Annotated in this window: 14 protein-coding genes; 12 read left to right on the top strand and 2 right to left on the bottom strand. The window is 54.8% G+C overall.

The genetic code is table 11. The annotated features are described in order from the left end of the window. The first annotated feature begins 46 nt into the window (after nucleotides 1–46). The 3 genes from B3Z17_RS18595 to B3Z17_RS18605 all read left to right on the top strand — a co-directional run bounded on the left by B3Z17_RS18595 (nucleotide 47) and on the right by B3Z17_RS18605 (nucleotide 1,848). On the top strand, nucleotides 47–409 hold the full coding sequence (locus tag B3Z17_RS18595; protein WP_068306380.1) for a cupin domain-containing protein: 363 nt from the start codon (nucleotides 47–49) through the stop codon (nucleotides 407–409). An 89-nt stretch (nucleotides 410–498) separates the two neighbouring features. Beyond that, nucleotides 499–1,326, top strand: a complete 828-nt coding sequence (locus B3Z17_RS18600) for a sterol desaturase family protein (RefSeq protein WP_286831326.1) — start codon at nucleotides 499–501, stop codon at nucleotides 1,324–1,326. A gap of 93 nt (nucleotides 1,327–1,419) precedes the next feature. After that, nucleotides 1,420–1,848, top strand: coding sequence for a DUF4399 domain-containing protein (locus B3Z17_RS18605; RefSeq protein WP_286831328.1), 429 nt, complete (start codon nucleotides 1,420–1,422; stop codon nucleotides 1,846–1,848). A gap of 50 nt (nucleotides 1,849–1,898) precedes the next feature. Here B3Z17_RS18605 and B3Z17_RS18610 read toward each other — a convergent pair whose 3' ends face one another. Further along, entirely contained in the window at nucleotides 1,899–2,468 is a 570-nt protein-coding gene (locus tag B3Z17_RS18610) for a hypothetical protein (RefSeq protein WP_286831331.1), read from the bottom strand. Between the two features lie 183 nt (nucleotides 2,469–2,651). On the opposite strand from B3Z17_RS18610, the gene B3Z17_RS18615 reads away from it, so the two are divergent. The 9 genes from B3Z17_RS18615 (at nucleotide 2,652) to B3Z17_RS18655 (ending at nucleotide 12,124) form a co-directional block, all read left to right on the top strand. After that, entirely contained in the window at nucleotides 2,652–2,993 is a 342-nt protein-coding gene (locus B3Z17_RS18615) for a 5-carboxymethyl-2-hydroxymuconate Delta-isomerase (RefSeq protein WP_286831334.1), read from the top strand. Nucleotides 2,994–3,012: 19 nt separating this feature from the next. Further along, nucleotides 3,013–4,416, top strand: a complete 1,404-nt coding sequence (locus tag B3Z17_RS18620) for a M28 family metallopeptidase (protein ID WP_286831337.1) — start codon at nucleotides 3,013–3,015, stop codon at nucleotides 4,414–4,416. Beyond that, a complete protein-coding gene (locus B3Z17_RS18625) occupies nucleotides 4,388–5,674 on the top strand; it encodes a glycerate kinase type-2 family protein (protein WP_286831340.1) in 1,287 nt (428 codons plus the stop codon). The genes B3Z17_RS18620 and B3Z17_RS18625 overlap by 29 nt, the downstream gene beginning before the upstream one ends. Nucleotides 5,675–5,764: 90 nt before the next feature. After that, nucleotides 5,765–7,849: a protein-disulfide reductase DsbD family protein gene (locus B3Z17_RS18630; protein WP_286831343.1), complete on the top strand. Its 2,085-nt coding sequence runs from the start codon at nucleotides 5,765–5,767 to the stop codon at nucleotides 7,847–7,849. 13 nt (nucleotides 7,850–7,862) lie between these two features. Next, nucleotides 7,863–8,468 (top strand): redoxin domain-containing protein, encoded by a 606-nt coding sequence (locus B3Z17_RS18635; protein ID WP_286831346.1) that lies wholly within the window; start codon nucleotides 7,863–7,865, stop codon nucleotides 8,466–8,468. Between the two features lie 186 nt (nucleotides 8,469–8,654). Continuing rightward, entirely contained in the window at nucleotides 8,655–9,524 is an 870-nt protein-coding gene (gene motA / locus B3Z17_RS18640; RefSeq protein WP_068306360.1) for a flagellar motor stator protein MotA, read from the top strand. Nucleotides 9,525–9,659: 135 nt separating this feature from the next. Then, nucleotides 9,660–10,787, top strand: coding sequence for an N-acetyl-gamma-glutamyl-phosphate reductase (argC, locus tag B3Z17_RS18645; RefSeq protein WP_286831348.1), 1,128 nt, complete (start codon nucleotides 9,660–9,662; stop codon nucleotides 10,785–10,787). 13 nt (nucleotides 10,788–10,800) lie between these two features. After that, nucleotides 10,801–11,394, top strand: a complete 594-nt coding sequence (locus B3Z17_RS18650) for a gamma carbonic anhydrase family protein (protein ID WP_286831350.1) — start codon at nucleotides 10,801–10,803, stop codon at nucleotides 11,392–11,394. A gap of 106 nt (nucleotides 11,395–11,500) precedes the next feature. Beyond that, complete coding sequence (locus B3Z17_RS18655; RefSeq protein ID WP_286831352.1) at nucleotides 11,501–12,124, top strand: superoxide dismutase; 624 nt, start codon at nucleotides 11,501–11,503, stop codon at nucleotides 12,122–12,124. 79 nt (nucleotides 12,125–12,203) lie between these two features. On the opposite strand, the gene B3Z17_RS18660 is transcribed toward B3Z17_RS18655, so the two are convergent. Then, nucleotides 12,204–12,791 (bottom strand): urate hydroxylase PuuD, encoded by a 588-nt coding sequence (locus B3Z17_RS18660; protein ID WP_286831354.1) that lies wholly within the window; start codon nucleotides 12,789–12,791, stop codon nucleotides 12,204–12,206. Between the last annotated feature and the right edge of the window lie 69 nt (nucleotides 12,792–12,860).

Below are 12,860 nucleotides of genomic sequence, written 5' to 3' on the forward strand. Positions count from 1 at the left end.
CCTTCCGCCAAAGTAGCGCCCAGACGCCCGAAAAGGAGGATTTCTCATGGCAACCCCATCCATTGTGTCATTCGATTCTGTTAGCCCTGAGCGGGAAGAAAGCCTGCCAGCCGCAGAAAAGCTGATTTCCGGTACGCCACATCAGCTGACAGAAAATATCTACGAAGGCGCGTCCGGTAAATTCTTTACCGGCTTCTGGTCGTCTGACATTGGCAAATGGCACGTCAATTACGATGGTGAAGAAGAATTCTGCCATATCCTTGAAGGTGAAATCATCCTGACAAGCACGGAAGGCGAGGCGCAGGAATTCAGGGCTGGAGACCGCTTTGTTGTACCGGCTGGTTTCACCGGCACATGGGAAACAGTAGTTCCCTGCAAGAAACTGTATGTGATTTCATTGGTTGGGTAGGGCAGCCCTTGCGACAGTTCAACTTATCACCACGAAACAAGACACTGTTAACGCAAACGGACTAGGATACGCCCTGGAGGGCGAATTCATTGTTTGAACGACTTGCTGCTGGAATAACAGAATTCATTGTGTTGTCGATTGTCTTTGGCAGCGCAGCATTCCTGTTGCACGGATGGAAATCGCTGGTCCCTGATGAGCGGCAGAAACGCAACTGGCGGGTCAACGGCAGCTATTTCGCGTTTGACCTGATGGTCACGGCACCGCTGCTTCTGATTGTGTCGGTGGAGATCAGAACAGCGATTGAGGAGGGTGGCAGATCAACTGGCGCCTCCCTTTTTGACAGCATGCCAAGTTGGGCTGTCGCTATTGCGGCCGTAATGGTGTCAGACTTTATCGGCTATTGGCGACACCGCCTGATGCATCTCGCGCCATTGTGGCCCGTCCATGCCGCCCACCATAGTGACGAAGACCTGACATGGTTCACTTTGGTCAGGTTTCACCCGATAAACCGCCTCATCTCGGTGTGCCTGGATGCGGTTATTCTATCCGCGCTCGGGATGCCTGTTTGGGCGGTAATATTCAGCAATCGGGTCAGGCACTATTATGGCTATATGATACATAGTGACCTGAACTGGCGGTTCGGGCCGTTGAAGTATCTTTTCGTCAGCCCGTTCCTGCATCGTTGGCATCATGCAACCGATGAAGCCGCCCGAGACACCAACTTCGCAACGGTGTTTTCGATTTATGATGTCATGTTTGGCACCTTCTACTGCCCCAAACATCGCGCCAAGGATTTGGGCGTAAATGGCCCCGATTATCCCACGAGCTTCATTGGTCAGCTTTGGTATCCCTTCGATCACTGGGGCAGGTTGGTCTTTGCGCCACTAATACGTGGCCGCCGCCGCGAACACCTGTGATCACAATTGTTTGTTTTGGGCCTTGATGGTGGTGGCCGATTTGCGCCAACTGTGAAATAGTGCGGTCAAACAGTCAGCAACGGAGAATTTAGGATGACAATTCGTGCATTTACAGCTGCAGTCGGGCTGGCATTTACAGTCGCGGCAGCACCGTCTGCAATGGCTTTTGGCCATGCCGATAATCACGCTGAAGTCTATATCATCAGCCCGATCGATGGTGCGGAAGTATCAAGCCCTGTAACCGTGGTTTTTGGGCTGAAGGGTATGGGCGTTGCGCCGGCGGGCACTGACAAAGCAAACACTGGCCACCATCATCTGCTGATCGACACAGATCTGCCGCCACTTGATGAAAACATCCCGGCAGACGAAAATCATGTGCATTTTGGTGGGGGGCAGACCGAAGTCACATTGGATCTGAAGCCAGGCACGCATACGCTTCAGCTGCTGTTGGGCGATATGAACCATATCCCCCATGATCCTGCGGTTTATTCCAAAAAGATAACCGTCACCGTGAAGGAATAGTAATGAAAAAGGCCAGCGTTTGCTGGCCTTTCTTGCGTCTATTTCCGATTTTAACCGCTGAACTGTAAGGGCTCTACGGGCTCCCAGTTCAATAAATCTCGAGACGGATCGTGAATTGGGCGGTTGACGTCAGTTCGATAGGTAATTTTTTTCACTTTCCGCAACAATACATTGGCTTGGCTGTTACTGTAACCAACGCCTGAGCTGCTGACAGCCGGCCTTACTGGCCGAACCTCCCAAGTGAGCCGGTAATTCACACGCCTTGCCAATATACGTGTCTGATCATTCAGTTCAGCATATTGCGCACGGAAATCCTTGTTCAGGTGCTCAACCAAAGCCTCGCGCTGTCCGTCATCCTGCATCCCATTCACCAACTGCTGAATACGGACATATTTCTCTGCAGCACAATCAAGCCAGTCGTTAGTATCCTGGATGAAGCTTTTCACCTCAGGGCGCACGGGACGGTGGATCGAATTGCCGCGAACCTTGGTTGGCGCCTCGGGAACAGCACCGCACAAATCTGTCAAAGTCGGTACGCGGCTGAGGGCTTGCTCAAGGCTGGGATTGGCAAACGCGGGAAATGAAGCGGCAGCCAAAGCACAAATTGCGAAATATCTCATAAGACCCCCATCTAATGTCCAACTATCCTCAAAGTGGGCTGGTCACCATCAAAGTGCAAAGTTAACACTAATGGGTGTGTTTGCCAAGTGTGCCCCGTCAAGTCCATAGGACGCTTTCCATTGCACAGGGTTCCAAGTAGGATCCATCAATCATCAAAAGAGAGCAGTTCAGAGGGAGCTAAGGTGCCACATTTTATTGTTGAATACAGCCGCAGCCTTGAAACAGATGCCAAGCATGCCGACCTCATGGCGGCTGCGCATGAAGTAGCAGTCGCGTCTGGCCAGTTCGGCGAAGCAGACATCAAGGTTCGCCTTTATCCCGTTGATCACGCGCTTGTGGCTGGAAATGCTGCTGCAACACTGCATATTACCATCTACCTGCTTTCCGGGCGGGATCAGCCGACCAAAAAAGCACTGACATCGGCACTGGTAAAGAGATTTGAGAGGCTCGTGCCTTCAGCAAAGTCGATCAGTGCCAACGCGATCGATATGGACCGGGAAACCTATTCCAAGATATCGCGCTGAAATACCAAGGGAGGGTTATATGAAACGATCGACACTGGGACTTGTAGCAGGCGCAGCCATACTGCTGACGACAGCCACCTCTGCGGATCACCACGAGGGGCCCCAAGGCGAAGTACAGCGCCTTCACAAAATGGTCTCTGATGTTTCAGCCGAACGGATCAAAACCGATATCACCAAGCTTGTCGGGTTCGGCACCCGTCACACGCTTTCGGAAACCAAATCAGAGACCCGCGGCATTGGTGCGGCAAGGCGCTGGATTGAAGCGGAATTCAAGCGCATCGCAGAAGGCTGCGAGGCAGACCTTGAGGTCTATACCGTTTCTGATGTCGTCAGCGGCGCCCGTATCCCCAACCCGACTGAGGTGGTGAGTGTGATTGCCGTTCAGCGTGGGATTCTGGACCCCGACCGGGTCGTGATCATGTCTGGCGATATCGACAGCCGGGTTTCCGATCCCCTGGACGGCACGAGCGATTCTCCCGGCGCTAACGACAACGCCTCAGGCATGGCGGGCACCATGGAAGCGGCTCGTGTTCTGTGCCAAACAAAATTCCCGGGCACGATCGTCTATGCTGGCCTGTCAGGGGAAGAGCAGGGCCTTTATGGCGGTGCAATCCTTGCCAACCATATCAAGGAGAAAGGCTGGCGCCTAATGGGTGTGCTGAACAATGACATGATCGGTAACATCGAAGGCGTGAACGGCGTGATCGATAACACGACAGCCCGCGTTTTCTCTGAGGGTACGCGGGTTACAGAAACAGCGGAAGAAGCCCGACAGCGCCGTTTTTGGGGCGGCGAAGTAGACAGCCCAAGCCGCAATATTGCGCGCCTGGTTGACCGCTTGGCCAATGATTATATCCCGAACCTTGACGTGATGATGGTCTACCGGCTGGACCGTTTCCGCCGCGGCGGACACCACCGGCCATTTAACGAAGCAGGCTGGCCGGGTGTCCGCATCATGGAAACAAATGAGAATTATAACCGTCAACATCAGGACCTGCGCACCGAAAATGGTATCAAATATGGTGATACACTGGACGGTGTGAACTTTGATTATGCAGCCAAGCTGACAGCCCTCAATGTGGTGACCCTGGCATCCATGGCCGGTGCGCCGCCATTTCCTGCGGACGTAACCCTTGAAGGTGCCGTATCGCCCTCGACCACCATCAAATGGAACGTGTCGGGTGATGAGCGGGAAACCGCCAACCTACGTGGCTTCAAGGTCTATTGGCGCCTGACGACCGACCCGCAATGGCGCTGGAGCCATTTTGTCGGCCCTGAGGCGCGATCCTACACCTTAGAGAATGTCGTTATTGACAATTATTTCTTCGGCGTGGCCTCGGTTGCCAATGACGGCCTCGAGAGCCCTGTTGTGTTCCCTGGCTCCATGGGAGCATTTGAGCGGACCGTCGGTGGTGACGACTGACCAGAGCGATACGTGGCGGGCCTTCTGCAGCGGTATGTTTGCCGCCGCTATCAGGCCTGTCCTGCCTGAAAACTGCCTGCCCAAACATTTGCCGGACCCAACTGACTATAGCGCTGTCAAGTTGATCGCCCTTGGCAAAGGGGCAGCTGCGATGGCCCGTGTCGTTGAAGAATCCTGGCCTGACGTGAACCTGTCTGGCATTGCGGTGTGCCGCGATGGCTACGGTCAGCCATGCAATCGTATTGAGGTCATTGAAAGCGCCCATCCGGTACCGGATGAACGCAGTCTCAAGGCTGCAGAACGCGCGCTGGATATTGCCCGCAGTACCCTTGAGGGCGTACTGCTTTTGGTGTTGCTTTCAGGCGGCGGGTCCGCGCTCGCCTGTCTGCCGGCGGACGGGGTTAGCCTCAAGGAAAAACAGCAACTGGTCAGGGCCCTGATGCATGCGGGGGCCGATATTCGTGAGTTGAATACGGTGCGCAAGCAACTGTCCCGCATAAAAGGCGGAAGGCTGGCCGCAGCGGCTGCGAGAGCAGGGCATATTTTCACGCTCGCTATCTCAGACGTTGTGGGTGATGACCCAAGCCTGATTGCGTCTGGTCCGACTGTTTCTGACAGCACTACACGGACTGACGCCATAGCAGTCCTTGACAAATACGGTATCAGCCATCCTTCACGATGGGCAGGGTGGTGCGGTCCTGTTCCAGGGGACAGAACAAGCTTCCAGATTGTTGCCAGCGGCGCCCATATGCTGACTGCTGCGCAGGCATATGCCGAGAAGGCAGGGTTTTCAGTACAGTTTCTGGGCGATGACATTGTCGGCGAGGCGCGTGATGTGGCTCGAAACCATGCCTCGATGGTAACAGAGCGGCTTAAGGAAGTGAGCGACAAGCCAGTGCTGCTGCTATCAGGCGGTGAATTGACATCTACAGTCACGGGCACTGGCAAAGGCGGCCCCAATCAGGAATATGTATTGGCTCTGGCTACTGCTTTGCAGACCGACGCTGGCGTTTATGCTTTCGCGGCCGATACTGACGGCATGGACGGTGTCGGTGGCGCTGCTGGTGCCTTTATGACACCTGAAGATAGAAAGCGGGCAGCAACGGCTGGCACTGCCCCAACCGCAATGCTTAAAAACAACAATAGTCATCAATATTTCAAAGATTTGGACTGTTTATTTAAAGTTAAACCTACGGGAACAAATGTGAATGACCTTCGCGTCATTGCCGTCGCACCCAAGGGCCTCCCGCAAGATTGACGAACATGTGAGGTGTTTCAGGCCCTCATCGTGTTATACGGCAATAATCAGGACAAAACTTTAGATTACGGACCCAAAAGGGGTGAAGAAGTGAAGAGTTTGCTGCAGGGACTGATCACGATCTGTCTGGCGCTTGGGCTTACCAGCCTTGCCAACGCTAAAGAGCTTGCCCGAGTTGAGGAAAGCCACAGCACGCTGGTGATCGACGCTGACATGCAATCCGTCTCACCCGGGCAGTCCTTCTGGCTGGCCATTACCATCACGCCGCGCAGTGGGTGGCACAGCTATTGGAAAAACGCAGGAGACAGCGGCGCAAGCCCGGCGTTTGACTGGAGGCTGGACGGTGATGCAACAATTGGTGAGCCGCAATTTCCCGTGCCTAGACAACTGCCCCTGGGGCCTTTGACCAATTATGGTTACGACGCCCCGGTTACGCTTCTACTTCCTGCCAAGGCCCCAGTGAGCGGTAGTAGCCTCACGGCTTCGCTTGAGGCCGAATGGCTGATCTGTGAGGTCGAGTGTGTCCCGCAAGTGACTGAACTGTCCCTGACGCTGCCGGTTGGCGAAGCAAAGCCAGACGGTGAAGCACAGGCAATATTCAACGCTGCTCGCGCAGCCATGCCAGATCCAAGCTTCTGGAGCTCTGATCTGACGGTGGGGGCAAAAGATACCTCCCTGACAGTTTACATGGCACCATCTGAGGCCGAAGAGGTCGCTGACGCTTACTTCTTCCCTGAAGGCGTTGGCGTATTGGATTATGCCGCCGCACAAAGCCTGGAACGGGCATCTGATGGCATCAAAGTGCATGCCAAACGCCCTTCTGGCGCGCCAACGGCTGAAACTGCAGCCGGTGTACTGCTATTGACCTATCATGACGGTACGACTGACGCTTTCGCCATGGAACCGATGCTGAAGGTCACTGTGGATCAAACCGCCCCGCAGGTAGCGGAAGCGGCGCCGGTGGTATCCCTGCCGCTTTGGGAGGCCGCCGTCTTTGCCCTGATCGGCGGCGTCATCCTTAACCTGATGCCCTGCGTGTTCCCGATCCTGTCGCTAAAAGCTTTTGCCTTTGTGTCAGCCAATTATAAAACTGCTGCAAACCGCCAAAAGGAGGGCTGGGCCTATACCCTGGGTATCTGGCTCAGTTTCATGGTAATTGTTGCGTCGCTTCTGGTCCTGCGAGCGGGGGGTACAGCTGTCGGCTGGGGCTTTCAACTGCAGGAGCCCGTTTTCGTTGGCCTAATGACGCTTCTGATGCTCGTGGTCGCGCTTTCGCTGTCCGGTATGTTCAATATCCAATTCGGCATTGAAGGGGCAGGGCAGTCCCTGGCGGCCCGTGAAGGGGTCCGTGGAGCTTTCTTCAAGGGCATTCTGGCGGCACTCGTTGCGACCCCGTGCACAGCACCCTTTATGGCACCTGCCATCGGATTTGCCCTGACACAGCCGGTTTTGATCGTCCTCATGGTGTTCAGCTTCCTGGCTTTAGGTTTGGCGCTGCCATTCCTTGCGCTGTCTTACAGCCCGGCATTGGCCCGAGCCATGCCGCGCCCGGGCCCCTGGATGGAAAAGGTCAAGGAAGGCCTGGCGTTTCCAATGTATCTGACAGCGGCGTGGCTTCTGTATGTTTTCACCCGTGAAACCGGCGCCGTGGCAATGCTTGTGCTGCTCGCAGCAATCATTGGCATTGTCTTCGCGATCTGGATCGGGAAGCAGTCCGGTGGACGGCTACCGGTGCGCATTCTGGCCTGGGCTATCGCCGCCTTTTCGGTTTACAGCATTATCTCCAAACCTTGGCAGGAGCCTGCCCATACCGCAGCCGAAGGCTATGTGGAAGAAATCGCCTACAGCGGGGCGGAACTCGCCACGATACTGGAAAGCGGCAAGCCTGTGTTTGTCTATTTCACGGCCGACTGGTGCATCACCTGCAAGGTGAACGAACGGATTGCAGTTCTGACGGATACGACCCAACAGGTGTTTCGTGAAACCGGCACAGTGGTGATGAAGGGCGACTGGACCAACAGAAATGCTGAAATTGCCGCCGTGTTGGCAAAGCATGGTCGGGCCGGGGTGCCGCTATATCTATATTACCCCGCCGGAGCGTCTGCCCCGATCGTGTTGCCCGAAATCTTGGGGCCCAGTAGTATTTCAAACCTGATCGCCAACCAAAAAGGCTAAAGGGAGGCTAGAAATGAAGCTGTTTCTTGTTGTTTCCATTATGCTCAGTCTGAACACTGCAGTAGCGGACGAGGGCCCAGCGCCCGGCAAACCAGCGCCTGATTTCACCGGTGTGTTGACCACGGGTGAAACCGTCACTCTGTCCGACCTGCGCGGTAAACCTGTCATGCTGGAATGGACGAACCATGATTGTCCGTATGTCCGCAAACATTATTCCAGTGGCAATATGCAGCAGACCCAGCGAGCCTTGACCGAGGCAGGCGTAACCTGGATTTCCATTATTTCGTCCGCACCCGGGAAACAGGGTCATGTGACGGCTGAAAAAGCCGACCAACTGAGCGAGAGCCGGGGTACGTATAACGATATGCTGGTGCTGGACCCGTCCGGCGAGATTGGCAGGCTTTATGATGCCAAGACCACCCCGCAAATGTTCCTGATCGACGCTGAAGGCACGCTGCAATATATGGGGGCAATTGATGATCGCCCGTCCACACGGGCTTCGTCGCTCGAAGGCGCCACCAATTATGCGCTGCAGGCCTGGCAGCAGCTCGCGGCAGGAGAGGCAGTGACGCCAAATTCAACCCAGCCTTATGGTTGCTCGGTAAAATACGGCAAGTAACAGGGGAAAATCTTCAAAAGACGGGGCCGCAATCCCGCCTTTTTTATTGATTCTCAGTATGATAGCGGGAATTAAAGGTGTGTTAAGCCTATTGATCAACACTGGCGAAACTGTAAAGATGCAAAAAACGGGTACTGATAATTGTTTACCCGGCAGGCAAGTTAACCACAGAAGGCAGGCGCCCTTATGTTTCTAATCATCGGTCTAATCGTGGTCCTTGTGATGGTGTTCGGAGGCTTCGCTCTATCGGGCGGCAGCTTCGGCATTATCCTGAAGGCCCTGCCGTTCGAGTTGATGATCATTTTTGGCGGGGCCATTGGCGCCTATATCAGTGCCAACTCCACCAGCGTCATCACCGGGTCGATGAAAGGCGTCGGCAAGGTCATGAAGGGGCCGCACTGGAAGTCGGAAGACTATCGGGACCTTTTGTGCCTCTTGTTCCTCTTGTGTAAGACCATGCGAACCAAGGGTGTCGTGGCCATTGAGGCGCACGTGGAAAACCCTGAAGAATCCAAGATTTTCCAGAACTTCCCGCGCATTGTTGAAGACCATCACGTGGTTGAATTCATCTGTGACTATATCCGCATGATGACCATGAACTTCGATGATCCGATGCAGATGGAAGACGCCATGAATGCAGACCTTGAGAAGCATCATGCCGAGCTTCATGAACCACAGCATGCGCTGCAAACCATGGCGGACGGTCTGCCAGCTATTGGTATTGTGGCCGCGGTTCTTGGTATCGTGAAAACCATGGGCGCCATCGCAGAACCGGTTGAGGTTCTGGGCGGCATGGTCGGGGGTGCCCTTGTGGGTACATTCCTGGGGATTTTCCTGTCCTATCTGATGGTGGCGCCGATCGCTGGTCGCCTGGGCCAGATTTTGGCGGAAGAAGGTCAATTCATGAACCTGATCAAAATCGTGCTGGTATCGCACCTGCAGGGTAACCCGCCACAGATTTCAGTGGAAATTGGCCGACGCAATGTCCCGAGCCTCCATATGCCTGGCTTTATCGAGCTCGAGGAAGCCATTGCCGAGATGCCGCCTGACATTTGATCATAAGCCTGCTTAATGTCGACCAGATAAAAATCTTCTCGGCCTGGGCACAGAAATTCAATGACTTATGGAATGCCATGTCGCAAAATAGGACATGGCATTTTCTTTTCCTAATCATGAAATAGAGGCTTCACTATGTCTGTCACACCTAAATTTCGGGTCGGTATCCTGGGCGCCAGCGGTTACACGGGCGCGGATCTGGTGCGCCTTCTGCTGACGCACCCGAACGTTGAAATTGCCCTGATGACAGCAGAGCGTAAGGCCGGCATGCCGATTGGCGACGTTTTCCCACACCTGGCAGGATATGACCTGCCTGACCTTATTGGCCTTGATGAAGTTGAGTGGCCGGCTGTCGAACTGGACGTAGTGTTCTGTGCGCTGCCGCATGCCACCAGCCAGGAAGTCATCAAAGGATTGTTGCATGCGACCGGGCACAGCCTGCTTGATGAAATGGTTGTTGAAACCGCGGGTGACCTGGCTGATTCCATTTCGGGTGAGGTAAAGGTCGTTGACCTTTCAGCGGATTTCAGGCTTCGCGACACCGATGTCTATGCCCAGTGGTATGACCGCGAGCATTCTGCTGTAAACTTGCAGCCCAAGGCCGTTTACGGCCTGCCTGAGGTCAACCGCGATCAGGTACGGAAGGCGCATCTTGTCGCGTGCCCGGGATGTTACCCGACAGCCGCTCTTCTTGCGCTCATTCCGCTCCTGAGGGCCGGGCAGATATCCGCCGAGGATATCATCATCGACGCCAAATCAGGCGTTTCCGGTGCCGGGCGGTCGCTCAAGGAAGCCAATCTGTTCGTTGAAGTGGCTGAGGCCATGCATCCATACGCAGTTGGCCAACACCGTCATATGCCGGAGATTGAGCAGGAGTTGACGCTGGCGGCGGGTGAGGATGTCCGCATCAGCTTTACCCCGCACCTGGTTCCTATGAACCGGGGCGAACTTGAAACCATCTATGTCCGCCTGAAGGAAGGCACTACAGTTGGTGATCTGAAGGACCAGCTTGTAGATGCTTATGCTGACGAACCCTTTGTGTCCATCCTGGAAGAGGGCGTTGTGCCGGCAACCCGCATGGTGCGGGGGTCCAACCGCTGCGTGCTCAATGTTTTCCAGGACCGTATCCCCGGGCGGGCGATTGTGGTGTCGGCGATTGACAATCTGGTGAAAGGGTCGTCTGGCCAGGCCATTCAGAATATGAACCTGATGCTAGGCCTGGATGAAACGACGGGCCTCATGCAGGCACCCATGTTCCCATAAGGCGGGCAGCACGATGACAGCTACGGACGACGCACCGCTTTACCGCGAAACCCATCTGGGTGGCCGCCTGACCCCCTTCAAGGGCAAGTGGCCCATCCTTGGCGAAGGCAGCTTTGTTTTCCATGGTGCGCAGATTGTCGGTGACGTGGAGATCGGGGAGGGGGCCAGCATCTGGCACAATTGCGTACTGCGGGGCGATGTGAACCATATCCGTGTGGGTGCCCGCAGTAACATTCAGGACGGCACCGTTGTGCATGTTTCCACCCGAACCTACCCGACCACCATTGGCCGGGACGTGTTGGTGGCACATAAAGCCATGCTGCATGGCTGCCAACTGATGGACAACGCCTTTGTCGGCATGGGCGCTATCGTTATGGACAACGCCGTGATCGAAAGCGATGGCATGTTGGCTGCGGGCGCCATGCTGACCCCCGGCAAGACTGTCAGGTCTGGCGAGTTGTGGGCCGGGTCGCCCGCCAAATTTATGCGCAAGCTGACGGAAGCTGAAATTGCCAAGAACCGCAGCATGGCTGAACATTACCGCCTGCTGGCCGTTCAGCATGAAATTGACGCGCATGGCGGGCAAGCAGACCGCCCCTATCCGTAAAGAAAAATTCACTCCACCCCCCATTGAAATGAGGCTTGGTTTGCATTAGCTAAGCCATGCAACTCTTTATGTTTTAACGTAATTCTGATGAAACGAGGTATCCCCCATGAGCTTTGAACTCCCCGCACTGCCATATGCCCAGGACGCCCTTGAGCCGCACATTTCGGCCGAGACCCTTGGCTTCCACCACGGCAAGCACCACAATGCCTACGTTACCAACCTGAATAATCTGGTAGCCGGCACCGAGTTTGAAGGCAGAAGCCTTGAAGACATAATGGTGGCCACAGCGGGTGACGCCTCAAAAGCAGGCATTTTCAATAATGCTGCCCAAATCTGGAACCATACCTTCTACTGGCATTCCATGGCACCAAATGGTGGCGGCAAGCCAGAAGGCGCACTAGCTGAAAAGATCAACGCCGACTTCGGTAGCTTTGATGCTTTTGCGGATGCATTCAAAACCGCCGGCGCAACCCAATTCGGTTCCGGTTGGGCCTGGCTTGTGCTCGATAAGGACGGCAGCCTGAAGGTTGTCAAAACCCTGAACGCGGAATGCCCGCTGACAGACGGCCAGACGCCATTGCTGACCATGGATGTTTGGGAACATGCTTACTATCTGGATTTCCAAAACCGCCGTCCTGACTATATCGCTACATTCCTCTCCAGCCTTGTAAACTGGGCATTTGCTGCCGAGAATTTCGAGGCGGCAAAACAGCGGAAAGCTGCTGAATAGGCAGTAGCCGATCTGATTTGAACAATAAAAAAGGGCCGGTTTTCCGGCCCTTTTCTGTATCTGACTGTCAGTGACAGGCTTACCAGCCTGCGCCACCATTCTGGCCACTGACCATGCAATAAAGCATTGGGATGGACAGCAGGGTGTTTGTGCGGCTGAAGAGCATGGCTTTCCGTGCAGCTGCCGGCTTGGCATCAGCGTCTGCTTCAACGATACCGAGTGCGATTTTCTGGTTTGGCCAGATAACGAACCAAACGTTGAACCACATGATGATTGCCATCCACATGCCGAGGCCGATGGAACGCGTGCCTTCAGCAAGCGTCAGGGCATCAACAATATAGCCATTGGCGGACGCGAGCCACAAGCCGCTCAGCAGCGTGAACATGGCACCCCAACGGAACCACCAAAGGGCCTTGGGTGCGATATGCTTGCCGATCGCGGGCTTCTGCTCGTCCGGGATGGACGGCATGGTCGGGATCTGCACAAAGTTGAAGTACCAAAGAAGACCGATCCACATCACGCCTGCCAGAACGTGAATGTAGCGGGCGAAGAAGGCTGGGTCGAAGTCAACTCCAGCGAAACCTTTAGTCATGATCGCGATCACAACAACCACAAGCACGAAGCCCGCAATCACTGTGTTCTGTAACGATTCGAGAATTTTTCCCATTTCCTAGCTCCCCTTATTATCGAGCGATTTTAAAGTCGTCCCACCTAAATCTTACCGTTTGAGTAAAGG

Origin of the sequence: Kordiimonas sp. UBA4487, from assembly GCF_002389025.1 — a bacterium.
Taxonomy (GTDB): domain Bacteria; phylum Pseudomonadota; class Alphaproteobacteria; order Sphingomonadales; family Kordiimonadaceae; genus Kordiimonas; species Kordiimonas lacus.

Coding starts and splice junctions, on each gene's coding strand:
- B3Z17_RS18605 (WP_286831328.1), top strand. CDS start 1,420: ATGACAATTCGTGCATTTACAGCTGCAGTCGGGCTGGCATTTACAGTC.
- B3Z17_RS18620 (WP_286831337.1), top strand. CDS start 3,013: ATGAAACGATCGACACTGGGACTTGTAGCAGGCGCAGCCATACTGCTG.
- B3Z17_RS18610 (WP_286831331.1), bottom strand. CDS start 2,468: ATGAGATATTTCGCAATTTGTGCTTTGGCTGCCGCTTCATTTCCCGCG.
- B3Z17_RS18660 (WP_286831354.1), bottom strand. CDS start 12,791: ATGGGAAAAATTCTCGAATCGTTACAGAACACAGTGATTGCGGGCTTC.
- motA (WP_068306360.1), top strand. CDS start 8,655: ATGTTTCTAATCATCGGTCTAATCGTGGTCCTTGTGATGGTGTTCGGA.
- argC (WP_286831348.1), top strand. CDS start 9,660: ATGTCTGTCACACCTAAATTTCGGGTCGGTATCCTGGGCGCCAGCGGT.
- B3Z17_RS18655 (WP_286831352.1), top strand. CDS start 11,501: ATGAGCTTTGAACTCCCCGCACTGCCATATGCCCAGGACGCCCTTGAG.
- B3Z17_RS18635 (WP_286831346.1), top strand. CDS start 7,863: ATGAAGCTGTTTCTTGTTGTTTCCATTATGCTCAGTCTGAACACTGCA.
- B3Z17_RS18650 (WP_286831350.1), top strand. CDS start 10,801: ATGACAGCTACGGACGACGCACCGCTTTACCGCGAAACCCATCTGGGT.
- B3Z17_RS18595 (WP_068306380.1), top strand. CDS start 47: ATGGCAACCCCATCCATTGTGTCATTCGATTCTGTTAGCCCTGAGCGG.